We start from the raw sequence: 23383 nt of genomic DNA on the forward strand, positions 1-23383 counted from the left end.
GTAGGACTCTGCATCGAGGCAGTACAAAAATGTAGAAGCCGTTCGTCTTTGGCTTTTAGCAGGGCAGAAGTAAGTGTCTGGGTTCATTGGTTTTTTGCGAACTCGCCCTGACTCTTGCTAATCGGCACAGTTATTGCGACTCCAAGACTAATTTCTTTGAGAGAATTGCCTTACAGTTTAGGCAGCCAATTCGAACACAAATATATGAACCCAAAACAAGTAATCCATTTCGGCTCCGATCAGGAGGCAAGATTCGTCTCCATTCGGTTTTGCGACCTGCTCGGCGCTTGGCACCATCTCACGTATCCTATCGGGCAATTGACCGAGGACTCGTTTGAAGATGGTTTCGGCTTCGATGCGTCGTCTCTCCGCGGTTGGGCGGCGATCAATGAATCGGACATGCTGCTCGTTCCGGACCCGTCGCGGTTCTGGATGGACCCGTTCACCGACGAGCCGACGCTCTGCCTTATCGCCAATGTGGTCGACCCGATAACTAAAGAAGGCTACGGCCTCGATCCTCGCTCGGTCGCCGTACGGGCAGAAAGCTATCTTCGCTTCACCGGCATTGCCGATACGGCATATTTTGGCCCTGAGGCGGAGTTTTTCCTCTTTGACGAGGCGGCATTTCACAATGACCAGAACTCGGCCGGCTATTACCTCGATTCGGAAGAGGGCCATTGGAACAGCCGCCGAAGCCGCGACGAGATGCGGCCGAACCTGGGCTACCACATTCGCCCGAAGGAAGGTTACGTCCCGGTCGCTCCGCTCGATAGCCTGATCGACATCCGCAACACGATCTCCCTGACGCTCGCCGAGGTCGGCATAGACGTTGAATGCCATCACCACGAGGTGGCGACCGCAGGTCAGTGTGAGATCGATTTTCGCTTCTCGAATATGCTCCACACGGCCGACAATCTGATGCTCTTCAAATATGTCGTGAAGAACACCGCCGTGGCTTATGGAAAGACGGCGACCTTTATGCCTAAGCCGCTTTTTGGCGACAACGGTTCGGGAATGCACGTCCACCAGTCGCTCTGGCGCGACGGCGAGCCGCTCTTTGCAGGTGACCAATACGCCGGGCTTTCGGAGATGGCAAAGTTTTACATAGGCGGCCTGCTCAAGCATGCCCCGGCACTCGTTGCCTTTGCGGCTCCGACGACCAACAGCTATAAGCGGCTTGTACCGGGTTTCGAGGCACCGGTAAATCTCGCGTATTCCGCCCGGAATCGCTCTGCCGCGGTGCGGATACCGATGTTTTCGCCGTCGCCAAAAGCGAAGCGGCTGGAGTTTCGTCCGCCGGACCCGACCTGCAATCCGTACATCACTTTTGCGGCATTGATGATGGCGGGGCTTGACGGCGTCCAGAATCGCATCGATCCGGGCGAGCCGCTCGACAAGGACATTTACGATCTGCCGCCCGAGGAGCTGAAAAATGTTCCCTCGCTTCCGGGAACGCTCGACGAGGCGCTTACGGCACTTGAGGCAGACCACGATTTCCTTCTCAAAGGCGACGTCTTTTCAAAAACGATGATCGAACGCTGGATCTCATACAAACGCGAAAAAGAGATCGCTCCGCTCCGCCTGCGTCCGCATCCGCTTGAGTTCGCGATGTACTACGACGTCTAGGCTCTCGCCCCGATCGGTAAAAGTGAAAAGGCTGTCTGAAAAGGCGGCCTTTTTCGTTTAATGCGGGGCGGCAGCGATCGCACCGGCGAAATCCTTAACAAAAAGCTGTTGCTGAGCGATTTATCGACGTCCGCAAACCGTTCCGCCACGTCGCCGAACCATTCCGACACGTCCCCAAACTATTCCGCCACGTCGCCGAACCATTCCGAGACGTGGTAAAACCGTTCCGACACGTCCCCAAACCATTCCGCGACGTCGCAAAACCATTCCGCGACGTCGTAGAACCATTTTGAGACGTCGTAAAACCGTCCTGAGACGTCGTAAAACCATTTCGAGACGTCGTAAAACCATTTTGGGACGTCCTAAAACCATTCCGCGACCTGCTAAAACCATTTTGAGACGTCGTAGAACCATTCTGAGACCTCCTAAAACCATTTTGAGACGTCCAGAACCATTTTGAGACCTCCTAAAACCATTTTTGGACGTCCTAAAACCATTCTGACACGTCGTAAAACGAATTTTTTGGGCCGTGATATGGGCCTGCGAAGGGTCGCGGAGATGCAGGCCAAGGTGCATTTTCTATATTTCAGACCACCTTTCTTTTACGCCGCAAGCTAATTTGATTATTATTAGGAGTAATGTTTTTGCTCAAGACGTTCAGATGGATAGGAATGAATGGGGTCGCCGGGGCTTTGGCCATCGCGGCAATTGCGATCTCCGGTTGCGGCGGTTCGGGCGAGTCGGAAGTTTCGGCTTCAAATGCCTCGGGCTCGAACACGACAACGGTCGTCAAGCCAGTTCAGGTCGATCCGAATGAGGTCAATTCACCGGCCGTGCCCGGCGATGCAAACACAAATCGGCCGTTGAACCCGATCGAGCAAGAACGGCTCTTAAAAGAGGAGCGTGCAAGGCAATCTAACCTCAAGGTGCCGGACGGGGTGATCCATCCGGGGCTTCGGGCCGAGCCGCTCGCAAGGCCGGCCCCCGACAATTCGACCATTTCGACGACGCTGACGGACGTTGCGACCGAAACGCGGCAGTTCCGATCGCATCCGCAGATCAACAAGGTCGAGCGTGTAACCGATACCAACGGTTCGCGGGTAAAGATCTATTTGAAGAACGGTAAGGTGGTTGACGCAGACCCGAACCGGTTTCGGCAGATCGCCAATGTCTCGGTGAATGAATTTATCCTTGCTGCCGGCCTGACGCCGCCCGCAACACCGACACCGCCGCCTTCGACTGTACCCGGAAAGGGCGGAAACAACCCGGCGAAGGTGCCAAATGTTTTCCCGGGCCGCCCGAGTAATTGATGGATAATTAAAGGGCTTTTATGGATAAATTCTCGATAGTTTGCCCTTGCTGCGAGGCGGCCATCACGGTCGATGCCATGACCGGTGCAGTGCTCGCGCATGAGGAAAAGAAGAAAGTACACGGCTCGTTTGATGAGCTGAAGGGCGAACTTTCGAAACAGAAAGATCTTCGCGACCAGCTTTTTGCGCAGGAAATGGCGTCCATGAAGGACCGCGAACGGCTGCTTGAAGAGAAATTCCAGGAAGCATTGAAAAAGGCCGATAGGACCTCGAAAGACCCGTTCAAGAACCCGCTTGATCTTGACTGACGCTTCAAAATAACCTCCGTGACGAAACCCGCACCCGAAAGAAATTTATCGATAGAACCCCGCGAACGCCTGATCGTTGCTCTGGATGTGCCGGATCGAGCCTCGGCAACCGCGGCGGTCGAAGAATTGAGCGGAGCGGTCGGTTCTTTCAAGATCGGGATGCAGCTATTCACGTCGGCCGGCCCGGACCTTGTTCGCGAACTTTCGTCGGCGGGCCATCGTGTTTTCCTGGACCTTAAGTACCATGACATTCCGACCACGGTCGCAAACGCGGCGGTCGAAGCGACCCGACTCGGCATCTGGATGATGAACGTCCACGCTCTCGGCGGCCGCGAAATGATGGCCCGGACAGCCGATGCCGTCAATGAGGTCTGTGAGAAGGAAGGCCACAACCGGCCGATCCTCATAGCTGTAACGCTTCTTACCAGCAGCGATGCGGCCGTGCTCGCGGAGCTCGGGATCGGCGGAACTGAGGAAGAAGCGGTATTGAGGCTGGCAAAGCTGACGGCGGCGAGCGGATTTGATGGCATTGTCGCCTCTGCCCGCGAGGTTGCGGCGATCAGGCAAGATCCGATCACTGCAAATTGCGTGACCGTGACGCCGGGAATACGTCCGTCGGATGGAACAAATGACGACCAGCGGCGTGTAATGACACCGGAGGCCGCCGTGGCTGCAGGCTCGGACTACATCGTCGTCGGCCGGCCGATAATGAACGCCGCCAACAAGCGGAAAGCAGCAGAAGGAATCGTAAACTCGATTGCCGCCGTCAAATAGGTTCTGAGAGGAAAGCTCGATCTGACAAATACTGAACTGAAATCATGTCCGCTCGGCCCGATCGCCTTCGGGCTAATCGCATTTGCCACACTTGCGGTTTTTCTCTTCGCCGGCGTTCCGGCAGGAGCACAGCAGCAGAAGTTTCGCACGGGCGAGAAACTGGCATATCGCGTCTCGCTTGATTCGTTTGATGATGTGGCATTTGCCGAGACGCATGTCGTCTCATCGGGATTGCTTGACGGGCGTCCGACGTATGAGATCAGATTCCGGACGCGTTCGCTCAATTTTGCTTCGGCCGCATTTTTTCTTTTCGACGAGGACCGAACGACCTTCGTTTCAGCCGATACCGGCTTGCCTCTCTTCCAACGGCGGATCGACGCTTCTGCCGGGATGCCGATCGAAACGACGATCGACCGTCGCCAGGATCCCGCGGCCCCGCTAGATCTTGTGACGGCACTTTCCCGCATCCGGCAGTCGAATGGCTCGGCAAACCTTGTTTTTGCAGAGGGCGATCGAACCTATTCGCTGACCTCATCGATCAGCGGAGCGGAGCGGCTGGTGCTTTCGGCCGGTGAGTTTGATACGAATATTGCCACGCTCCAGAGTGATTATTTCACGACGCTCGGGATGAGCGATTTCCGATTGAACCTGACAAGCGACGAACGGCAGATCCCAGTGCTTCTCCGTGCCCGAATCACACGCGGTGAACTTCGGATCGAGATATCGGGCATCGTAATGGTCGAGCAGCCCTCGGCCGAGCCGACGCCGAACCCAATTATTTCGCCCGTAACGCCGCCGCCGACGCCAACTCCGATGCCGACGCCAACGCCGTATCAGGCCAACCAGCCGATCTCGCCTGAGCTTTCGTTCGTTCTTGGCGAGACAATGAAGTTTCGCGTAAGGGAAGCCGGCGTCGATGCCGGCCTGCTGACGGTCGCTGCCGAAGAGAGGCGGGAGTTTGATGGTATCGATTCAATTCGCATTGCCGCAAGGTTCTCCGACGTCCCAGCGACGTCAACCGCGATCCGCAATGGCGATTCGGTCATTACGTTTGTCGATCCGCGGACGATGATCCCGTTCAAGACCGAAGTTCGATTCTCGGGTGCACTCGCCGCGATGTCGCAGACCGCCACGCTCGACCGGACGACCAACGCGATCGTCTACGACGGCACCCGACTAGATGCTCCGTTTGCAACGCATAGCGTTCTCTCGCTTTTTTACGCCGTCCGCTCGTTCAACCTAAAGCCAAGTAATGACGCAAAGAATCCGGTAAATGACACGCGAGTGTCTGTCTTTTGGCGCGACCGGGCCACGGTCTTCACCCTTCGCCCCGGGCAGGGCGAAACCTTTATGAACCGTGGGGAAACTCGCCCAGCACAGTTGATCACCATACTCCCCCAGAATCCCGAGCTCGACCGGCTTTTTCCAAAATTATGGCTTGGGCTCGACGCAAATAGAACGCCTCTTAAGCTTGTTCTCGGTACTTTCGAGTTTGAACTAATTGATGTTCAGTTTCGCCTTCCTGCACCTCCGCGTGAACCTCAAAAAATTGACACAATGCCAAATTGAAAGTGGTTTTCAATTAGATTACACTTCAATTTATGAGGCTTTCCGACTTGCCAGCCGGAGGTTCCGGAATTGTGACCGCGGTCGATGATGGCTCCCGCGTCGGCCGAAGGCTTAGCGAACTCGGCGTCGTTCCGGGCGTTAAGATCGCGGTCATCAAGCACGCTCCATTCGGCGATCCGGTCGAGATCCGTCTTCTCCGATACAATCTTGCTCTCAGAAAGGAGGAAGCGGCGGTCGTCCAGATCGACCCGGAAAGCACAAATGGACGAAGCTAACTCCCAAAAGGCCTCACCGGTCATCGCCCTCGCCGGCAATCCGAACGCCGGGAAAACCACTCTTTTCAATGCTCTGACAGGACTACGTCACAAGGTTGCAAATTACCCGGGCGTTACGGTCGAACGCCGCTCCGGGCGATGGGGCATCGGCGAAGGCTCGGCTGAGTTGATCGACCTGCCCGGCCTTTACAGCCTTGATGCCACCTCGATGGACGAGGAGATCGCTCGAGATGTCCTCCGCGGTTCGGCCGAGTCTCCGGTTCGTCCGGATGCGATCGTCGCGGTCGTCGATGCAACCAACCTCGAGCGCAACCTTTACCTAATAACGCAAATCATCGAGCATGAAACGCCGGTCGTCGTCGCACTGACGATGATGGATCTGTTTGAAGAACAGGGGCATATTGTTGATCTCGCGTCGCTCGCGGCAGGGCTTGGCGTGCCGGTCGTGCCGGTCGATTCGCGAAAGGGAACCGGCATCGCGGAGCTCGGAGAGGCTGTCAGCAGCGTACTCGGGAATAAGAACGGAGTGCCAAACGGGCTTGCGGCCGAACTAGCCGGAGAGGGAAGCAATGTCTTTGGCCGCTACCGTTTCATCTCCGGCCTCGTCCAAATGGCGGTGAAGCATAACGACCTCGACGCCCATCGGTTTTCGGACCGGATCGATTCGATACTGACGCACAAGGTCTGGGGCTTGCTGGTGCTTTTTGGCATCCTGCTTCTTGTTTTCCAGGCCATTTTTTCGTGGGCGACCGTTCCAATGGATCTGCTCGAGGCCGGTTTTGGGGCGCTCGGCGACGGTGCGAGAAGCATTCTGCCTGAAGGAATGTTGGCCGACCTCGTCGTTGACGGAATTATCGCCGGTGTTGGCGGGATTCTTGTCTTTCTCCCGCAGATCATTCTGCTTTTCGTCTTTATATCGATACTTGAAGATTCGGGCTATATGTCGCGGGCGGCATTTTTGCTTGATCGCCTGATGAGCCGCATCGGGCTCCACGGCAAGGCATTTCTGCCGCTTATCAGCAGCTTTGCTTGCGCGATTCCGGGTATCATGGCGACTCGTACGATCGAGGACCGCCGCGATCGGCTGGCAACGATAATGATCGCCCCGCTGATGAGCTGTTCGGCTCGGTTGCCGGTCTATGTCCTTATGATCGCGGCCTTTTTCGGTGGTCAAACTGTCTTCGGCTTTGTATCGCTCGGGGCGGTAATAATGCTAGGGATGTATTTACTCGGCATTGTCGCCGCCATAGTCGTTGCATTCATCCTTAAACGAACGGTGCTCAAGTCTCCGACGCCGCCTTTCATGATGGAGCTGCCGCCTTACAGGATGCCGAGCGTTCGCACGGTGCTGGCAAATGTGCTAGAGCGTGCCGGGCTATTTGTGCGAAGGGCGGGTACGGTGATCCTGGCGATCTCGATCATTCTCTGGGCTCTCGCCTATTTTCCGCGAAGCGATACGGCGGCCGAGCCGGGCTCGGAAACGGCGGCAAGCGCGCAGCTAGAGAATAGCTTTGCCGGGCGGCTCGGGCATGCGATTGAGCCGGTGATCGAGCCGCTCGGATACGATTGGAAGATCGGCGTCGCTCTGATCGCGAGCTTTGCCGCCCGCGAGGTTTTGGTCTCAACGCTCAGCATTCTCTACAATGTTGGCGGCGACGCCGAGGAGACGGGCGGGCTTGCATCGGCACTTCGCGATGCCAAGCGAGCAGATGGGTTGCCGGTTTGGACGCCGCTTACGTCTATCTCATTGATGGTCTTTTTCGTCCTGGCAATGCAGTGCATGAGTACGGTCGCGATCGTCCGTCGTGAGACGAATAGCTGGCGATGGCCGCTTTTTATGGTCGTTTATATGACGCTGCTTGCGTATCTCGGGGCGTTTGTTACTTATCAAGGCGGGCGGCTGCTCGGGTTTACTTAAGGCTCCTATGGAACTATCAATACAGGAGATGGTCGTTTATGCGGTTATCATTGGGGCGGCGGCTTTTGGCATTGTCGGGCTGATTCGCCGCAGTTCAGCTTTTCGCCGCGGCTCTGAGTGTTCCGCTGACTGCGGCTGCTCGCCTGCTCCTCGAAAACATCCGTGAGCGACGATAACTCTCTTTTAACCGCCGGCGTAAAGGCGATGTTTCTCTCGACCCTCTCGTTCGCCCTCGCAAATCTTTTTGTAAAGCAGGTCGCACATCTTCCGGCAATGCAGATCGTCTTTTTTCGCTGTGTAATCGCCTCTGCATTTTGTTTCTACGGGCTGCGAATGGCCCGGGCGGATTGGATCGGCTCAAACCGGATGTTGCTCCTGCTCCGCGGCTTTTTCGGCACAATTGCTCTTTATCTTTTTTTCGTCACGGTCCAGAATGTCCCGCTTGCGACCGCGACGACCATTCAATATCTCTCACCGATATTTACGACCATAATCGCGATCTTTCTGCTCAAAGAAGGCGTCCGACCGCTGCAATGGATTTTTTACGCCCTCGCTTTCTCGGGGGTGGTTTTGATACAGCAGCTCGATGGTCGTGTCTCGGCGTTTTACGCAATGCTCGGCATCATTTCCGCACTTTTCTCGGGAGTTGCTTATAATCTTGTCCGCTCGCTGAAGGGCAAGGAGCATCCGCTTACGGTGGTCCTACATTTTCAGCTTGTAGGTGTCGTCGCCGGCGGCATCAGCATAATGTTCTATTGGACGACGCCGGTCGGATGGGACTGGCTTTACCTGCTTCTCATCGGAATATTCTCTCAGCTCGGGCAGATGTTCCTTACGAACGCATTGCAGCGAGAGGCGGTTGCCGGAGTGGCGATAGTGAACTACACCGGCCTGGTTTATGCGGTCTCGATCGGCTGGATCATCTTCGGCGAACCTCAGACGGTTTTCTCGATAGCCGGGATGTTTCTGGTTGTCGCCGGAGTGCTGATGAGCGTACTCTATAGCCGAAGGCAGCGGGCGCTCGAAAAGCTAGAGGCGACCGCGGCTTGAACGCGATGAAATTTGACCCGGAGATCAAGGCAGCGGTGCTGACCGCAAGCGATACGCGAACAAAGGCGACCGACGAATCGGGCACGGTCTTGGTCGGGCTTTTGCTCGGCCTCGGCATCGGCGTTACCGAGCGTGTGATCGTGCCGGACGAGTTCGATGCCATTCATGATGCTCTTGTCGCCTTTGCGGACGAAGCTCGAGTTGACCTGATTCTGACAACCGGCGGGACGGGATTCGCCGCGAGAGACGTTACGCCCGAGGCGACGCTCGCCGCGATCGACCGCGAAGCTCCCGGCATCGCTGAGGCCATCCGCCGCGAGACCGCCACTAAAACGAAGTTTGCAATGCTTTCCCGGGCCGTCGCCGGTATCCGCGGAAAGACGCTGATCATAAACCTGCCCGGCTCACCAAATGGCGTCCGTGAATGCTTCGCTGTCTTCGAGCCCGTCCTGGTCCACGCTTTAAAACTGATTCGAGGCGAGACAGCTCATTAGAGCCGCTCGCCCCGAATACAGTTGCGATAAACAACCTACCTAACGCGGAACACTTCCGTTGATAAAGACCCGAATATCGTCTTTCAGTTTCTTGAGCGAACCGACCTCTATGTACATCATATGGCCGGCCTCGTAGTAGGCGGTAGAGATGTTCCGCCGGATCTCGGGTTCGAGATTGAGCGAGGCGAAAGTATAATCCGCCGCGAAATATGGCGTCGCCATATCGTAATAACCGCTGGCGAGGAACACCTTCATATACGGGTTCTTCCGCATCGCGCTCGAGAGTGCCTGGGTCGTATCCGCCCAGCCGTTGTTCGTGTTCCAGTTCCAGGGCTGCGTGATTCCGCCGCCCAGGATGTAGTACTCAAGATCGGTCTGGAAGCCGAGTTCACGGCGGACATAATCGTTGAGCGTTGCGGTGTAAGGCGGCCGAATGGCAGTCATGCTCGGGTCAAATTCCGGACCTGCGGCACCAGCATCGCGGTCGATACCCGTGAAGCGGCTGTCGAGCCGGCCGGTCGTCCGCCGACGGTCGCGGAGAAGTTCTTTGTTGAACTCGCCTAGTTCGACGCGGAGGTTTTGATTCGCGACGAATGTCGGTGAGAGCCCGCTATAAGCCGCATATTTTTGCACAACCGCGTTCCGCTCCGCGGCCGGCAAACGGTCGGCACGCAGCAAGGCAGGTGCGAGTTCATCAACGGCAAAAGACTCGGCTTCGCGGAGCAATTCCTGAAGCGGCTTTCGCTGCAGTTCGGGCGAGAGCTTTTTGTGGTACCACGCCGTTGCCGCATACGACGGGAAGATCATCACCAGCGGAGTGTCGTTGTTATCGGCAAAGCGGATCGACTGAAAGTTCGTCACCATCGAGACCATCGCTACGCCGTTGAGTCCGATCCCCCGTTCGAAAAGGTGGTTTGAGAGCCCGGCGACGCGAGTCGTTCCGTAGCTTTCACCGACGAGAAAAAGCGGTGATGACCACCGCTCATTGCGGACAAGGAACATCCGAATAAATTCGCCGTTGGACTCGATGTCGCCATTGACCGAAAAGAACTTCGAGGCGAATTCCGGTTTCGTCGCCCGCGAATAGCCCGTCCCGACCGGATCGACAAAGACAAGGTCAGTCAGGTCAAGCCAGCTATGATCGTTCTCGACCAGTTGATAAGGCGGCGGAGGCATCATGCCGTCGTCGAGCATCTTCACCCGCTTTGGCCCGAGGGCACCGAGGTGAAGCCAGACCGATGCCGAGCCTGGCCCGCCGTTGAACGAGAACATCAGCGGTCGCTTTGACCTATCCGCAACGCCGTCCAATTGATAGGCCATGTAGAAGATGCGGCCTTCGGTCACCTGCGTCTGCGGATTGCGGATCGGCATAAAGCCGGTCGTGACGGTGTAATTGAGCACGCGGCCGCCGACCCTTGCCGAGTGTTTCGTGACGACCGGCGGGTCTTCCTTCTCAGCGGCCGGAGCAGCGGGAGCAGGCGAGCTCGCGGGAGCTTGAGCCATCCCGAAAGCCGCAAGAGAAAATGCGATCAGGATATGAAGGATGATACGTTTCATTTCGAGCTTACCTCGCCTCCTCGCTGACCATTTTGCCGTTGATCATCGTGCCAATGCACTTGGTCGTGTATTCGAACGGGTCGCCGTCGTACATTGCAATGTCCGCATCCTTCCCAACGGCCAGCGAGCCGATACGCGAATCGAGCCCGATTATCCGTGCGGCATCGATCGTGATGCTTGCAAGTGCATCGCGTCTTCCGAGTCCGGCACCCGCGGCGACTGCCGCTTCAAAAAGCACAACGCGGGTCTTCGGTACGTAGCCTTCGTAGCCGCTCTGAATGGCGAAAAGAATACCGGCTTCCTTAAGCTTGGCAGCGGTGGCCATCGAGAGGTTCTCGCGGTCGCCGCCCGGCCGGGCCATCGTCGGGTGAAGAATGACAGGAATTCCGGCAGCCTTGATCTCGTTGATAACAATCTGAGCATCGGATGCACCGTCGAGCACGATACGGATGTTGAATTCTTTCGCGATCCGAAGAGCGGTGAGAATATCCTGGGCCTTTTCCGCAGTGACGAGCAAAGGCACTTCGCGTTTGATCACGCGGATCATGATCTGGCTCTTCAGGTCGGTCGGCGCTTCCGATTTCTTCGAGGCTTCCTGAGCTTTGATAAGTTCGCCGCGAAGCATTGCGGCCTGTTTCGCACGCGTGCCCGGCGACCGGCCCTGACCGGCAAGTCCAGCCTGGCCGAGAGTCACCGCGATCATAGCGAGCGGGGAAACGGTGGCTTCGTCAACGTTCTTGCCCGCCGTCTTTGCGATCATCGTCTGGCCGGACACAAGCGCTGAAGGCTGATGGCCGGTGTGGATGGTCGTTACGCCGAGGTTGCGAACATATTCGACGAGCGTCTCCTGGGCGTTGTAGGCATCGATAGCACGAAGTTCCGGCTGAAATGCAGAACCGCCGTCAAGAGCCATTTGGTCGTGCGGCTGATTGAGGTATCCATTGAGGCCGATAACGGTGTGGGCATCGATAAGCCCCGGCGTCACGACCTTTGCATTCATGATCCGATAGCCGTCCGGGATGCGGACCTGTGCCGCCGTGCCGACCGCCTCGATCTTGCCGTCCTTTACGAGTACGACGCCGTTCGTGATCGGTTCACCGGTCATTGTCCATACCGTTTCGCCGCGGACGGCGATCTGTGCCGAGGCAGCCGTTGCGAACGGGAAGGCGACGATTGCGAAAAGCGAAACGGCAGCGAGTGCACGTCCGAAAATTCGTTTATTGATATTTGAGATGCTCATTAGTTTTCACCTCCGATGTCACCGTCAAAGCAGTGAATGTGATCGGTGTTTTCGTCATTGCCGGCACCGAAGCCGCCGACGGCGATCAGGTAATCTTTCGGGTCCGCACGGTCAAAGACCTTGTTTCCTTCGACCCACGTTTCGAGGACGTTCGTGTAAACGCTCAGCGGATCACCGGAGAGTACGACCATGTCAGCGTCCTTCCCGACCTCAAGCGAACCGACGCGATCCTGGAGGTCCATCATTATCGCGTTCGCCATTGTTAGGGCATAAAGAGCCTTTTCACGCGACATTCCGACGCGGACTGCAAGGCCCGCAGAGCGGAGGAATAGCCGCGAATCGGTAATCGAATCGTCGGTATGAAAACCGGTCAAAGCTCCGGCCTTTTCGAGGGCTACGCCATTCTCGAATTTGATGTCCATCGTCTCAAGCTTTCCGCCGGGCGAATCGATGAAGATTATCGATGCCGGAGCGTTTGCCGCAGCGATCTCCTCGGCGACCTTCCATGCTTCTGAGACGTGCTGGAGAACGATGCGGAAACCGAACTCCTTCTGGAGCCGGAGTGCGGTGAGAATGTCATCATGCCGGTGTGTATGGAAATGCACCACGCGGGTGCCTTCAAGAACTTCAACAAGAGCTTCCATCGCAAGGTCGCGAGCCGGCATCTTGCTCGCGTCACCAGCGGCTTTCTGGATCTTTTCGCGGTATTCACGTGCCTTTATCAACTGCTCGCGAACGAGTGAGGCCGATTTGGCCCGAGTCCCCGGGAAACTGCCGCCGCCGGCACGGATCGAGTTAGTACCGTTAGCAAACTTCATCCCGCCCATGTATTTGCCGTTCTTGTCTAGTATCAGAACGTCGTCGATCTTAACGGCATTGTCTCGGAGCTTAAGGTAGAGGGTTTGTCCGCTATTCAAATGTCCGGAACCGGGCATCACGTTAACAGAGGTAATGCCGCCGGACTGGGCACGCTGCAAGCTCGACGATCGTACGTTAAGAGAATCGAGTAACCTCACCTCGGGTTGGATGGGCCCGGACGCATCGGCACCGGCAGTCCCGCCGATATGACTGTGGGTATCGACAAGTCCCGGCATTATCACTTTGCCGGCCATGTCAACGACCCGAGCGCCCGCGGGCGGGCGGACAGAAGCAGACGGCCCGATCGCGGTGATCTTGCCGCCCTGAACGACTATAGTTCCACGCTCGATCTCAGGACCTGTGATAGGGATCAGACGCGCATTTGTAAATGCAACCGGCTGCTGCTGTCCTAAAATCGGACACGCGAACAGCGCGGCTACACTAATCAGCCTTAGTAGTTTTCGCATTTTTTTGACCTCGTATGTGATTGCGGTTGCAACGGGAATATGACTAAAGTGCTACGAAATCGTGTGACTGTCAAGAAAGCCCGCACTATATCGTACGTTTCGGTCTGCAAGTTTATTTATTTTCGAGAGCGATTCAACACCACCGTTCCAAGAAATATAAACGTATTAGCCAAACTCCGATATTGAAAGCGTTTTGGCACACGGGTTGACTATAGAATCTCTTGAAACATCTTTTGGGGGAGAGATATTATGAAGAAACTAGTTATAGTCTCAATTTTCTTTGCATTTATTTTCACGATGATCGTACCGGAATCGTACGGTCAGACGCGAAGAAAGAAGAAGAAGTACCCGGGGCTCGCGACCAATATCGCGATCGTCGCCGGTAGTACGGCAGCAGGTGCTTTGATCGGCCGCGGACGTAACGGTGCGATGATCGGGGCTGGTGCCGGTTTACTTTACGCCTCAAGCCGTAAGGGAACCAAGCGTCGAGCTTATAATTCGAACTATCGTCGTGGTGCGAAGATCGCCGGTGGTACGCTTCTCGGTGCCGGTACCGGTGCCTGGGTCGGCGGCAAGACCGGAATGGTCGTTGGCGGACTTGCGGGTGCAGGTGCAACGTATCTTTACACCAAGAACGGCAACCGCTACTATCGCGCAAACAATGGCCGGCAGTTTTATACTCGTAACGGAAAGCGTTACTACGTGAGATAAACTCGGATGAACTTTTCAGGCAAAGGCGGGCGTTTCGGCGTCCGCCTTTTATTATTTGGCGATGGGAATTTCGACGACCACCTCGGCACCGCCTTTCTCGGCTGAACGAATCTCGATCGTACCGCCATGAGCAGTCACGATGCCGTAGCAGACAGCAAGGCCGAGCCCGGTGCCTTTTCCGGGAGGCTTGGTCGTAAAGAATGGATCGAACGCATTTCGCGAAATGTGTTCGTCGAATCCGCTACCGGAATCCGCTACGGTCAATCTCAAAGTATTTCCCGATTGCTCGGCCTTGATCTCCAACACGCCGCCGTCATGCATCGCATCGCGGGCGTTAAGTAACAGATTCAAGAGGACCTGTTGTAGCTGGCTCGCATCAGCCATTATCTGCGGAAGTTCATCTGAGACACTCGTCCTGATCTCAAGCCGGCTAAAGCTCGCATCGTAATTCGCAAGCTGAAGTGCCGAATTCACGACATCCCTTACGCTCACCAAAGAGCGGCCGGGCGGTCTGCTTCGCGAGAAATCTGTCAGATCGTGCGTCACCCGTTTTATCCGTTCGATCTGTGCGGCGATGAGGTCGAGATCTTCGTTCGTTTCAGGATCGTTGTCTTTGCGGGAGCGAATAAGCTGGATAAGCGACGAGATGGACGCAAGTGGATTATTGACCTCATGGGCCACGCCTGTAGCAAGCGTTCCCATCGCAGCCAGCCTGTCCGCTCGTTGAAGCTGTTCGTTCATACGCCGAAGCCGTTCAAGGTCCTCGGCCATCTTTCGGCTCATTTCATTAAACGATGAAGCAAGTAGCCCGATCTCGTCATTGCTTTTTCTAAGGTCGGCTTCAGCACCGTAGCGGCCGTTCGTCACCTCGATCGCGGCAAGAGTTATCCGCTGGAGCGGCCGCGAGACCGAGCGTACGACCATAAGCAGCAGCAAAAGGTTCGGAACAAGCGCCGAAATGATGCTGAAGATCAAAAACTTTTGCCAGGCAAAGGATGTCATCCCATCGCGAAATGCCCACCAGGCGATAGGCACCTGAAAGATGAAAAATGACGGAACAGCGACCGCCGCAATGCTAACGGCGATCTTGTATGTGATCGGGAAAAGCCGAAATTGATCGAGAGTGGTTTGCAGCGATAGCAGCTTGAAATTAGTTATCGCGTAGGCATAGATCAGCACGCCGGGGATGACGAATAGCGAACTGTAAGGCAATAGCTCATAGCGGTCAAAGTAGGGAAGTACCAGATTGGCGCATGTCTTCAGTACGCCGGTTATCGCGAGTGCAAGGATGATAGCCCCAAGCTGCTTCGCCCGCTGTGTGCCGGCATAGAGCCGATATTTCCGTGCGAGCACCGCGAATCCATAGAAGAACAAAAAGTAAACGTAGCCTACAAAAATATATGCGAGAGGCGAAAGTGAAATGGAGAAACTAACGTCGGCAAGTTCGATCGAATCCCACAGATAGCCAAGCAAAGCAGCCGGTATAAAGATCAGGCCTGGAGCGAAGAATACCGCTGCCTTTTCTCTCGGAATACGATTGTTTTCCGGAAAGACCCAAGCAAAGATGACCAGTGCATATTGAAGGAGAAGCGCGGTCACGAAGCTTGCTGCTGCCCACCAGCCGGCTCCGAATGCGGGGTCGTTGAAGTTCCAGAAAACAAGGTCCTTTGTGGTCCAAAAGGCGAGAAACGCAATGAACGCACCAAACGTCTGATTTGCTCGGCTCCGTGGGTCATTCACAAAAACGAAAAACCCGAGCAGAACGAGTAGGATCACGACCGCGAGCTGAAAGAATGCGAACATCAAGAGCATTCTAAGCCCGCAGCCTCGATAGCGGAAATTCGCAGCCGTTGCCGCTTAGTCGATCTCGATCTTGAAGTTCACGCCAACGGCGTTGATATATTTGGGAAGCCCGCCTGTATTGTAGCGATTCAGATAGAAGACCTCAGCCGTAAAATTCGGGGTCACCTTTCTCTCGATTCCTGCAGAAAACTCGTTTCGGAAGAACCTGCCATCTCGAAAATCATAAAAGACCTCGTCGGCAGCAAATGCCGAAAAGATGGTTTTGCCATCTTTTTTGATGGGATGCTTGAAGGTTATTTTGTTGCGGTAACGAATCGTATCCGGGCGGCTGTTGCGGATGCGATATTCAACTCGGTTACGATCCTTAATGGAGAGTTCTTTGTATGTAAATGAAAGAGTCGTATCAAATCGTGCCCGGTGTTCGATGTCCTTTCGTCCCGGGAACTGCTCGGCATATTTATAAATGTAGGTAGGCGTGATCGAAACGTATTTGTTTATCCTCTTATCGAAACCGATGCCGACGCGTTCATCGACGGGATAGAGCTTGTTGCGGCCAAGGCGGATGCTGCCGATCAATAGCAGCGATAGGTCTTTGTACTCCTTGTCATCCGCATCGCGTTTCTTGACCAACGGTATGGTTACTACAGTTTCGCTCCAGACTTGAAAGTCGCGCTCGCCCGGGCTCGATTGGCCGTAGGCCGTTGTAATAATTACCGAAAGGAAAACAAAAAGAATGGCAGATGGTCGAATTGATTTGGCGTAACTCTTCACATTTTCGCTCTAATCTGAGGTCTAGGAACGAGGAAGATGTTAACACGAAGTTACAGGAAAGTTACAAGCCGACAAAAACGAAATGCTTTACGATCCGAGAAAAAGGGCGGCGGCAGTCCCGGAAATTCCAACCGCCAAAGGGAGAAATCGCTTGACGGCGATCTTCCCATCATCAGCGGCGAGACTATGTAGAGCCGCAAACAAAGGAAGTGCAGCCGCGGCAACAGCTCCACCGATGAAGGCTCCGACGAAAGCTCCGAATACGAACAAGAATATGCCGCCGGCAGCTCCGGAAATTATCCCCCATGCGGCACCGAGGATGGGAATGAACAAAAGTGAACGAAAGAACCCGGACGCGAGAATATTGTCGAGCGATCGAGCAACAGCACCGCCGGTCAAAAAGCCCACTGCTCCGGTCACGGCGGTCGCTAATGCGGCTATCAAAAGAACCGCTGGGTTTGGAGAAGAGGTATCCATCACAAACAAGCGCACAAGAATCGCCGCGGTCGGCACAGTGCCGATCGCGAGGCCAAAGTATTTGATAGATGCCGTGAGGTCGAGTTCCCGGTTTATAAAACCTAACGCTTTGGGAGCATTACCGGACGTGATGGCAAGTTCGCTCGTAGCTCTTCGAAGCTCGTCGATACGCCTTTCGTAATCAAGGTCGTCGCCGGCCATCAAAGGTGAAAGAGTGTTTTCGTCAACCTGCGTTATCGTTTCCATATGAACTCCCCGATATGATGACGGCGTTGTGCCCAGCAGTTGCTCGCTGTAGCTCTGATAGAGTGCTATCGGTAAATAGCTCGTCGGCTAACGCCGATCCGGCGACTTCCGGAGCTCTGAGCCAAAGCGTTTCTCTCAGATCATCGGCTGAACGTCGTGCGTGGATCGCGACCCGCCGAGCGTTCCGGCGGGCAAGGCACCTGCTCGCAAGTCCCGGATCAGGATGTCCGGAAACCGTAAAGATCTCCGCATTGCTTTGGTGAACCGCAAAGTTCTCGTGGCTCGCAAGTCGAAGGCCGACAAACCGATCGATCGCGTCAAACAGCTCCTTTCGTAAAGCAAAGCGGCGGTCCTCCGACCTCTCGAAATGACCTTCGACTGCCGATCTCAACGAAGTTGCCTTGCGAGTGATACGTGAATCCGATGTATTACGCGTATCGAAGGTAGAGGCAGTAATCAAAACAGGTCTTCGCTTATACAGGAGAATGCCCAAAAAGATCGGCCAGAGCCCGAAGCCAAATAAAGCTCTTCCAATTGTTGAAAAAGTTGGTCTTGACTTCTCGGCTTGAAGCAGCAAATAGACGCCGACTGGGGATCCAAGAGCAAGATAGGCAAGAATGATATCAATGGCCATCGCGGTACACGCGGCAAGTATCGTTCCTGCGTTCAACGTGTCCGGTTGCCTGCTCCCGTTACGTCTTAATTAGCGAGAAGCAAAGGCTTTAACAATAATTTGGGAACCTAGGGCCTTGTGAATTCGTAAGGCAAATTTAGGGAAATCGCAAGAAATTGGTGAAACCGGTTCGCAAAATGCAAAATTTTCAAATTTGCAACACGAAATCGAAGCGATTATGCAAAAACTTCGATTTGGGCCGTTCTTATTGTAATGGCACGGTGATTGCTTGAAGTAATAGCGGGCAGTCAATTTGGCCATAGAGTTTTGGGAATATTTTTACCGAGATTGGGATTAACAGGATTAAAGCAATGAAGGATAGAAAGGTCAAAGTCATTAAGAAGGCGGCGTTTGAGGCATCGGCGGGTAAGAATATTAAACAACCTACAAAAGCCCGCGATGCCGCTCGGGACGCGGTTAAGACAGTCTCTGCGTGGGTGAGTGATTTCCAATCGCGTAAGAGCGAGGAGACCTACATCGCATTCGAAAAGCTTTTTGCTCAAAGCCCGAGAGCCTCAGAAGGCTAACGCAAACGAGATAAGATCCCCTTAATACCTATACTTAAGCCGGCATGTGACCGGCTTTTTTCTTTTCTTGGCTATTGACCTTTTGCAACAATTCAATCCGTATTGCTATCCTAAGCGTTCTAAATATATACGGAACCCCCAAAACAAATGAAGGACAAGGTTGCAATCGTAACCGGTGCCAGCAGCGGTATCGGAAAGGCCACGGCGGTTAAATTTGCTCAGGAAGGCGCGACGGTCGTCGCCGTTGGACGAAACGAGGCGGGTTTCAGCGAGCTTCGCGAAGAGGTTCGTGAACTGGAAGGAACCCTCCGCGTTCACCTCGCTGACCTTACGGAACAATCGCAGATCGACCGACTCGTCTCCGAAACCGTGCAGCATTGCGGTCAAATTGACGTTTTGGTCAATGCCGCCGGCATCATTCGCTCTGGCACTCTGGCAGACACATCGGTTGATGATCTGGACAAGCTGATGGGCATAAATCTCCGGTCTGTTTATTATTTAATGCAAAAAGTTTTGCCTTTTTTGGAAAAAACGAGCGGAAATATCGTCAACATCTCAAGCATTGCAGGTTCGAGGGCATTTCCGGGCGTGATGGCCTATTGCATTTCGAAAGCTGCGGTCGATCAATTAACGCGTTGTGCTGCCCTAGAACTTGCTGAAAAGGGCATTCGGGTGAACGCTGTTAATCCGGGAGTGGTAGTTACGAACCTGCACAAACGGGGTGGAATGTCCGAGGAAGCGTACGAGGCATTTCTCGAGAACGCAAAACGGACACATCCGCTTGGGCGGCCGGGCGAGGCGAGCGAGGTGGCCGAATTGGTCGCGTTTCTAGCATCGGACAAGGCGGGCTGGATCACGGGCGTAACATACGAGATCGACGGCGGGCGAGGCCAGACGTGCCTCCGATGACGCCCGATCGGAGAAAGGGATTTGAAGCTAAGACTTCTTCCAAGTTCATTTGACCAGAATGGCGTCTATTCGGCCGGCCAGCATCTGACTTCGTTTTTGATCGATGATCGCGTCGCCCTCGATGCGGGAAGCCTTGCAATGGCCGCCGGCGAAGCGGATCGCCGCTCCGTTCGCGATATCATTCTGACCCACGCCCACCTTGATCACATCGCCGGCCTTCCGCTCTTCATTGATGACCTTTTTGCCTCCCTTACAGAGCCGATACGGATCCACGCAACTGCTGATGTGATCGAGGTGCTCGAACGCGATGTCTTCAATTGGTCGGTTTATCCGCGGTTTTCGGAACTGCAGAATGATAATGGGCCGGTGATGGAATATCGGCCCTTTGAACTCGGTGCCCGATTCGATATCGGCGGCCTGACCTTTTCATCCATCCCGGTCGACCACAAGGTGCCGTCGTCGGGCTTTGTCATCGATGACGGCAGCTCGGCGATCGCATTTTCGGGCGATACATCCAGTTCGTTGGCGTTTTGGGCGAATGTGAATGAACGAAATGATCTGAAGGCAATTCTTGTCGAGTGTGCATTTCCGGATCGGATGTCGGAACTAGCCGAGGCCTCACATCATTTCACACCTAAAACTTTAAAGCTGGATCTTGGGCTGCTCAAGCTTGATGTCGAGATCTGCATCATCAACATCAAGCCGATGTATCGGAGCGAGGTGATCGACGAGTTGCGAGCGACACTCGACCGTAGTGTGACGATCATTGAGCCCGTCAGGCAATATCATTTCTGAAGGGGACCTGCAGCGGGACGAAGAAAATTGATCGGTTCAAATGAGCTTTGCCGGTGTTCATCCGGAAAGTCATAAAGCTTAACCCGGCCGTTCGGGCGTACCTCCTTCACCTTGAAGGTTCGCTCGTCGCGGGTCTTCCCGGGCATTATCTCTGCTCGGAACGTGACCAGCATCTCGGGCCTTGCCCAGATGTGCTTCTTGATCGGCTCCTGTTTACGTTTACTAAACATCTGAGTTGTCTTCCGTGGGGTTTTTCTGTTTGTGCTTGCTCTTTCGACCCGAAGGATAGAGCTTTTCCGCCGGTTTGTCCGGGTCGATCTTACGGCTAGGCGGAGCGGTCGGCTTCCTGATCGATTCAAAGATCGTCGTTCGCTTCTTTTTCCTTCCCTTAGTCACAGCGGGCGATATTATAGCAGAGGATTCACAAAGTATCGTGAATAAAATCCGCGGTGAATCAACGAACAGATTGACTATATGGCCGAAACGATAGAGTATTTACGTCGGTAATGACGGGAAGGCAAGTAAATACATTTGGCGGGCGGTCGTCCAACCGGCGTATCGACCCGAATCGCGGGCCGTTGGCGAAACGCGAGCCATTTCGGTTGCCCGCAACTGGGTTTTATATCGCTTTTGTGCTTTTTTCCATCATCATCGCCCTATTCGTATGGTTGGTGCTTTATGAGACCGGAGACGAATCGGCGGCGAACTGGGCGATAATTTCGGGCGTCGCCTGCCTTTCCGGAGCGGTCATATTTCGCGAGGCGTTCCTCACGAGCATGAGGAAAAAGATGCTTTCGCGGGAACGTCGGCTTATCAGCAACGTCTCAGGTGAGTTCGAAGTTCCAAAGCCGTCATTTAAGCTTACCGTAGAGCATAATGCTGCCTGGGTTCGGTCGATGCAGCAGAAATCTGACGCAGCAAATGTTCTCGGAGGGCTTGCCGACGGACATCGCGAGGTCTTTCTCCTTTGTGAGGAGTATCTCGAGGTAATTAAAAGCGAATTGCCGCGGGTCGCAGCCGGTTCGCCGCGGTTTGCGGCGTTCAGAAAGGGAACCGTGGTCGCCAACCGGCTTCACTATGAGCACATGATCCGTTGGGCAAAACTCGAGGCTGCGGGAGCTACAGGATCTGCTGGAAGTGACAGCGACGAGGCGTTTAAACGTCGGTCGCGGCAAGCGGCGCAGGCACTGGATACAGCATTGTCCCATTACCCGGACGAGCGGCTGCTTATCGAGCTTCGAGGTTCATTCGCGGCTGTAGATCGAGTTGATGGGTTTGGCGAGGTCATTGATGTCGAGGGCGAGGTGATCGAGGCCGAATCGTAAGGCGGAATCACGAGCATGCAGAATCCCGGAGACTTTAGTAGACTTTTTAATAATTTTTCGCTCAAACTGTTAAATCTTTGTTAGAATATTGCCCACTGGGCCTGATGCAATGCTGTAAACAGTAAAGCACTTTTGTGAAATGATCTCTCAACGCTGTCCAAAATGTCGCAGTAATCGCATCCGACGCGGTTATCGACCCACGCCCTTTCTTCTAAAACTCATATTCCGATTTAACCTGCTTTGCGATAACTGCAACCTGGAATTTCGTGGTTTTGCCGTTCCGGGGACGGTAAATTCTCGTTCCAAAAAGCGTGAACGGGCGGGTTAGTTGTTTATCCCAGGCGATCCCGCATAAAACACTCACGATTTTTTGTTTTGGTGTGTGTCGTTTTGCATCTGATTTCGTAATATAAGGAAATTGAGTCGTTTTTCCACACCTAGTTCGCTATACGTTTTGCTCTGGATCACCGCTGTGCTCGCAGGGGCCACAGGCGTTTCTGGACAATCGAATAAGATCACAACAATTCATTATGGCGATCGTATAGAGATCGACGTGCTCGGAAGTTTTGAGTTTGATTGGCGAGGCGGAATCAACCCGGAAGGATTTCTCGATGGGTTTGACCGTGTTGAGGAGCAAGTTTATGTCCTCTGCAGGACAGAAGCTGAGGTGGCTGCCGAGGTCGCCCGGCTCTATTCGCGGTTTCTTCGCGAACCGGTGGTTACGGTTAGGATAATCGATACATCAGGCCGGCCGAACGTATTCTTGACGGGCGGCGTGCGAAATCCGCATAGATTTCGGCTTGCGAGGCCGGCAAGCCTTCAGGAGCTTCTTGTCTTGAGCGGCGGATTGACCGAGCTAGCGAGCGGTGAGATCACACTTTTTCGGCGTCCGGACACGAGCTGTGACCCAGCTTCAAACGGCGATCGTTCGCCGCAGACGTTGCGAATCAAGATCAGCGACATCCTCGCCGGCGACCCTGCGGCGAATCCGCAGGTCTTGACCGGCGATATCGTAGATGTGAACGAAGCGTCCCCTATCTATGTGATCGGTGGTATTGCGAGGCCCGGCCGACAGCTTTTTCGCTCCGAGCTAACGCTTTCGCGTGCTGTGGCCGCCGCCGGAGGGCTGGACAAGAATGCCGTGGCGTCGCGAGTTGTAATATACAGGCGTGAGGGCGGGACCGGTTCGATAATCGAGGCGGACCTGGAAAAGATCGCGTCGGACCCAACCGCTGACGTTGAGCTAAAACCCTACGACGTTGTGGATATCGGTATCAGAGGCCTGGAACGGAGACAATTTTCGCCAGTCGTCGAGGGCTTTGGAGCCGCAGCGGTTCCACGAGAGGAACTTCCGCTAAGGGTCATAGATTAAATTTGATCTCGTCGGATTGAAAGCAAACGTTGTAAAGAGTTCCCGAATCAGTTTATTATTATAGATTGCCGTCAATTCTACGGCATTTTGTTATGGCTGAAAAGAGAAAGCTTAGCAGGCGGATGTCCGCCCTTATTTGGTTGGTCGGAGTAGCGATCGTGATCGGTGTTCTCATTGCGACGCACCAGATCGCTATGATCTATCTTCTGGCGACCGTTGCTTTGGTGGTATTGCTCCTGATCGTGGCATTTTCCGATCTCGAGAACATTGATCGCCAGGATATAGCTGGTTCGGAAGCGGACTAGGTATTTTCTCGGCGGTTCGTTTT

25 protein-coding genes are annotated in these 23383 nt (G+C 54.5%); 17 read left to right on the forward strand and 8 right to left on the reverse strand.

What is annotated here, in order from left to right:
• The first annotated feature begins 204 nt into the window (after positions 1-204).
• From glnA to IPM21_15380, 10 genes are all read left to right on the forward strand, one after another.
• Positions 205-1626: a type I glutamate--ammonia ligase gene (gene glnA / locus IPM21_15335; protein MBK9165247.1), complete on the forward strand. Its 1422-nt coding sequence runs from the start codon at positions 205-207 to the stop codon at positions 1624-1626.
• Between the two features lie 638 nt (positions 1627-2264).
• Positions 2265-2936, forward strand: coding sequence for a hypothetical protein (locus tag IPM21_15340; protein MBK9165248.1), 672 nt, complete (start codon positions 2265-2267; stop codon positions 2934-2936).
• A gap of 20 nt (positions 2937-2956) precedes the next feature.
• On the forward strand, positions 2957-3244 hold the full coding sequence (locus IPM21_15345; GenBank protein ID MBK9165249.1) for a 2-nitropropane dioxygenase: 288 nt from the start codon (positions 2957-2959) through the stop codon (positions 3242-3244).
• A gap of 51 nt (positions 3245-3295) precedes the next feature.
• Positions 3296-4018 carry an orotidine-5'-phosphate decarboxylase gene (gene pyrF, locus IPM21_15350; protein MBK9165250.1) on the forward strand — a complete coding sequence of 241 codons (723 nt, stop codon included), beginning with the start codon at positions 3296-3298 and terminating at the stop codon, positions 4016-4018.
• Positions 4019-4021: 3 nt separating this feature from the next.
• Complete coding sequence (locus tag IPM21_15355) at positions 4022-5587, forward strand: DUF3108 domain-containing protein (GenBank protein ID MBK9165251.1); 1566 nt, start codon at positions 4022-4024, stop codon at positions 5585-5587.
• Between the two features lie 32 nt (positions 5588-5619).
• A complete protein-coding gene (locus IPM21_15360; protein MBK9165252.1) occupies positions 5620-5862 on the forward strand; it encodes a ferrous iron transport protein A in 243 nt (80 codons plus the stop codon).
• Complete coding sequence (gene feoB, locus IPM21_15365; GenBank protein ID MBK9165253.1) at positions 5849-7780, forward strand: ferrous iron transport protein B; 1932 nt, start codon at positions 5849-5851, stop codon at positions 7778-7780. The genes IPM21_15360 and feoB overlap by 14 nt, the downstream gene beginning before the upstream one ends.
• A 7-nt stretch (positions 7781-7787) precedes the next feature.
• On the forward strand, positions 7788-7946 hold the full coding sequence (locus IPM21_15370) for a hypothetical protein (GenBank protein MBK9165254.1): 159 nt from the start codon (positions 7788-7790) through the stop codon (positions 7944-7946).
• Entirely contained in the window at positions 7943-8830 is an 888-nt protein-coding gene (locus tag IPM21_15375) for a DMT family transporter (protein MBK9165255.1), read from the forward strand. The genes IPM21_15370 and IPM21_15375 overlap by 4 nt, the downstream gene beginning before the upstream one ends.
• A gap of 5 nt (positions 8831-8835) precedes the next feature.
• Positions 8836-9324 carry a MogA/MoaB family molybdenum cofactor biosynthesis protein gene (locus IPM21_15380; GenBank protein MBK9165256.1) on the forward strand — a complete coding sequence of 163 codons (489 nt, stop codon included), beginning with the start codon at positions 8836-8838 and terminating at the stop codon, positions 9322-9324.
• Positions 9325-9363: 39 nt separating this feature from the next.
• Here IPM21_15380 and IPM21_15385 read toward each other — a convergent pair whose 3' ends face one another.
• The 3 genes from IPM21_15385 to IPM21_15395 form a co-directional block, all read right to left on the reverse strand.
• On the reverse strand, positions 9364-10827 hold the full coding sequence (locus IPM21_15385) for a peptidase S10 (GenBank protein ID MBK9165257.1): 1464 nt from the start codon (positions 10825-10827) through the stop codon (positions 9364-9366).
• A 61-nt stretch (positions 10828-10888) separates the two neighbouring features.
• Positions 10889-12121, reverse strand: coding sequence for an amidohydrolase family protein (locus IPM21_15390; GenBank protein ID MBK9165258.1), 1233 nt, complete (start codon positions 12119-12121; stop codon positions 10889-10891).
• Entirely contained in the window at positions 12121-13446 is a 1326-nt protein-coding gene (locus IPM21_15395) for an amidohydrolase family protein (protein MBK9165259.1), read from the reverse strand. The genes IPM21_15390 and IPM21_15395 overlap by 1 nt, the downstream gene beginning before the upstream one ends.
• A gap of 249 nt (positions 13447-13695) precedes the next feature.
• Between IPM21_15395 and IPM21_15400 the strand changes: the two genes are divergently transcribed.
• A complete protein-coding gene (locus IPM21_15400) occupies positions 13696-14157 on the forward strand; it encodes a hypothetical protein (GenBank protein ID MBK9165260.1) in 462 nt (153 codons plus the stop codon).
• A 51-nt stretch (positions 14158-14208) separates the two neighbouring features.
• On the opposite strand, the gene IPM21_15405 is transcribed toward IPM21_15400, so the two are convergent.
• From IPM21_15405 to IPM21_15420, 4 genes are all read right to left on the reverse strand, one after another.
• A complete protein-coding gene (locus IPM21_15405; protein ID MBK9165261.1) occupies positions 14209-15969 on the reverse strand; it encodes a HAMP domain-containing protein in 1761 nt (586 codons plus the stop codon).
• A gap of 45 nt (positions 15970-16014) precedes the next feature.
• The gene (locus IPM21_15410; protein MBK9165262.1) at positions 16015-16731 is read right to left on the reverse strand and encodes a DUF2490 domain-containing protein; all 717 of its coding nucleotides are present in this window, start codon (positions 16729-16731) and stop codon (positions 16015-16017) included.
• 87 nt (positions 16732-16818) lie between these two features.
• Positions 16819-17454: a hypothetical protein gene (locus IPM21_15415; GenBank protein MBK9165263.1), complete on the reverse strand. Its 636-nt coding sequence runs from the start codon at positions 17452-17454 to the stop codon at positions 16819-16821.
• Positions 17432-17845 (reverse strand): hypothetical protein, encoded by a 414-nt coding sequence (locus tag IPM21_15420; protein MBK9165264.1) that lies wholly within the window; start codon positions 17843-17845, stop codon positions 17432-17434. Before IPM21_15420 ends, IPM21_15415 begins: the two co-directional genes overlap by 23 nt.
• Positions 17846-18438: 593 nt before the next feature.
• On the opposite strand from IPM21_15420, the gene IPM21_15425 reads away from it, so the two are divergent.
• The 3 genes from IPM21_15425 (at position 18439) to IPM21_15435 (ending at position 20358) form a co-directional block, all read left to right on the forward strand.
• The gene (locus IPM21_15425) at positions 18439-18654 is read left to right on the forward strand and encodes a hypothetical protein (protein ID MBK9165265.1); all 216 of its coding nucleotides are present in this window, start codon (positions 18439-18441) and stop codon (positions 18652-18654) included.
• 147 nt (positions 18655-18801) lie between these two features.
• Complete coding sequence (locus IPM21_15430; protein MBK9165266.1) at positions 18802-19563, forward strand: glucose 1-dehydrogenase; 762 nt, start codon at positions 18802-18804, stop codon at positions 19561-19563.
• Positions 19564-19584: 21 nt separating this feature from the next.
• Positions 19585-20358: a 3',5'-cyclic-nucleotide phosphodiesterase gene (locus IPM21_15435; GenBank protein ID MBK9165267.1), complete on the forward strand. Its 774-nt coding sequence runs from the start codon at positions 19585-19587 to the stop codon at positions 20356-20358.
• On the opposite strand, the gene IPM21_15440 is transcribed toward IPM21_15435, so the two are convergent.
• Positions 20349-20588 carry a hypothetical protein gene (locus IPM21_15440; protein MBK9165268.1) on the reverse strand — a complete coding sequence of 80 codons (240 nt, stop codon included), beginning with the start codon at positions 20586-20588 and terminating at the stop codon, positions 20349-20351. The two genes, IPM21_15435 and IPM21_15440, sit on opposite strands and share 10 nt — an antisense overlap.
• 276 nt (positions 20589-20864) lie before the next feature.
• On the opposite strand from IPM21_15440, the gene IPM21_15445 reads away from it, so the two are divergent.
• The 3 genes from IPM21_15445 (at position 20865) to IPM21_15455 (ending at position 23360) form a co-directional block, all read left to right on the forward strand.
• Complete coding sequence (locus tag IPM21_15445) at positions 20865-21683, forward strand: hypothetical protein (protein ID MBK9165269.1); 819 nt, start codon at positions 20865-20867, stop codon at positions 21681-21683.
• 454 nt (positions 21684-22137) lie between these two features.
• Positions 22138-23055, forward strand: a complete 918-nt coding sequence (locus IPM21_15450) for an SLBB domain-containing protein (GenBank protein ID MBK9165270.1) — start codon at positions 22138-22140, stop codon at positions 23053-23055.
• A 92-nt stretch (positions 23056-23147) separates the two neighbouring features.
• Entirely contained in the window at positions 23148-23360 is a 213-nt protein-coding gene (locus IPM21_15455; GenBank protein MBK9165271.1) for a hypothetical protein, read from the forward strand.
• The last annotated feature ends 23 nt before the right edge of the window (positions 23361-23383 follow it).

The organism is Acidobacteriota bacterium (assembly GCA_016716435.1).
Classification (GTDB): domain Bacteria; phylum Acidobacteriota; class Blastocatellia; order Pyrinomonadales; family Pyrinomonadaceae; genus OLB17.

Bases quoted from the DNA above. Each gene is read 5' to 3' on its own strand.
- glnA (MBK9165247.1), top strand. From the start codon at position 205: ATGAACCCAAAACAAGTAATCCATTTCGGCTCCGATCAGGAGGCAAGA.
- IPM21_15340 (MBK9165248.1), top strand. From the start codon at position 2,265: ATGTTTTTGCTCAAGACGTTCAGATGGATAGGAATGAATGGGGTCGCC.
- IPM21_15345 (MBK9165249.1), top strand. From the start codon at position 2,957: ATGGATAAATTCTCGATAGTTTGCCCTTGCTGCGAGGCGGCCATCACG.
- IPM21_15360 (MBK9165252.1), top strand. From the start codon at position 5,620: ATGAGGCTTTCCGACTTGCCAGCCGGAGGTTCCGGAATTGTGACCGCG.
- feoB (MBK9165253.1), top strand. From the start codon at position 5,849: ATGGACGAAGCTAACTCCCAAAAGGCCTCACCGGTCATCGCCCTCGCC.
- IPM21_15370 (MBK9165254.1), top strand. From the start codon at position 7,788: ATGGAACTATCAATACAGGAGATGGTCGTTTATGCGGTTATCATTGGG.
- IPM21_15380 (MBK9165256.1), top strand. From the start codon at position 8,836: ATGAAATTTGACCCGGAGATCAAGGCAGCGGTGCTGACCGCAAGCGAT.
- IPM21_15385 (MBK9165257.1), bottom strand. From the start codon at position 10,827: ATGGCTCAAGCTCCCGCGAGCTCGCCTGCTCCCGCTGCTCCGGCCGCT.
- IPM21_15390 (MBK9165258.1), bottom strand. From the start codon at position 12,121: ATGAGCATCTCAAATATCAATAAACGAATTTTCGGACGTGCACTCGCT.
- IPM21_15395 (MBK9165259.1), bottom strand. From the start codon at position 13,446: ATGCGAAAACTACTAAGGCTGATTAGTGTAGCCGCGCTGTTCGCGTGT.
- IPM21_15400 (MBK9165260.1), top strand. From the start codon at position 13,696: ATGAAGAAACTAGTTATAGTCTCAATTTTCTTTGCATTTATTTTCACG.
- IPM21_15405 (MBK9165261.1), bottom strand. From the start codon at position 15,969: ATGCTCTTGATGTTCGCATTCTTTCAGCTCGCGGTCGTGATCCTACTC.
- IPM21_15415 (MBK9165263.1), bottom strand. From the start codon at position 17,454: ATGGAAACGATAACGCAGGTTGACGAAAACACTCTTTCACCTTTGATG.
- IPM21_15425 (MBK9165265.1), top strand. From the start codon at position 18,439: ATGAAGGATAGAAAGGTCAAAGTCATTAAGAAGGCGGCGTTTGAGGCA.
- IPM21_15430 (MBK9165266.1), top strand. From the start codon at position 18,802: ATGAAGGACAAGGTTGCAATCGTAACCGGTGCCAGCAGCGGTATCGGA.
- IPM21_15440 (MBK9165268.1), bottom strand. From the start codon at position 20,588: ATGTTTAGTAAACGTAAACAGGAGCCGATCAAGAAGCACATCTGGGCA.
- IPM21_15445 (MBK9165269.1), top strand. From the start codon at position 20,865: ATGACGGGAAGGCAAGTAAATACATTTGGCGGGCGGTCGTCCAACCGG.
- IPM21_15455 (MBK9165271.1), top strand. From the start codon at position 23,148: ATGGCTGAAAAGAGAAAGCTTAGCAGGCGGATGTCCGCCCTTATTTGG.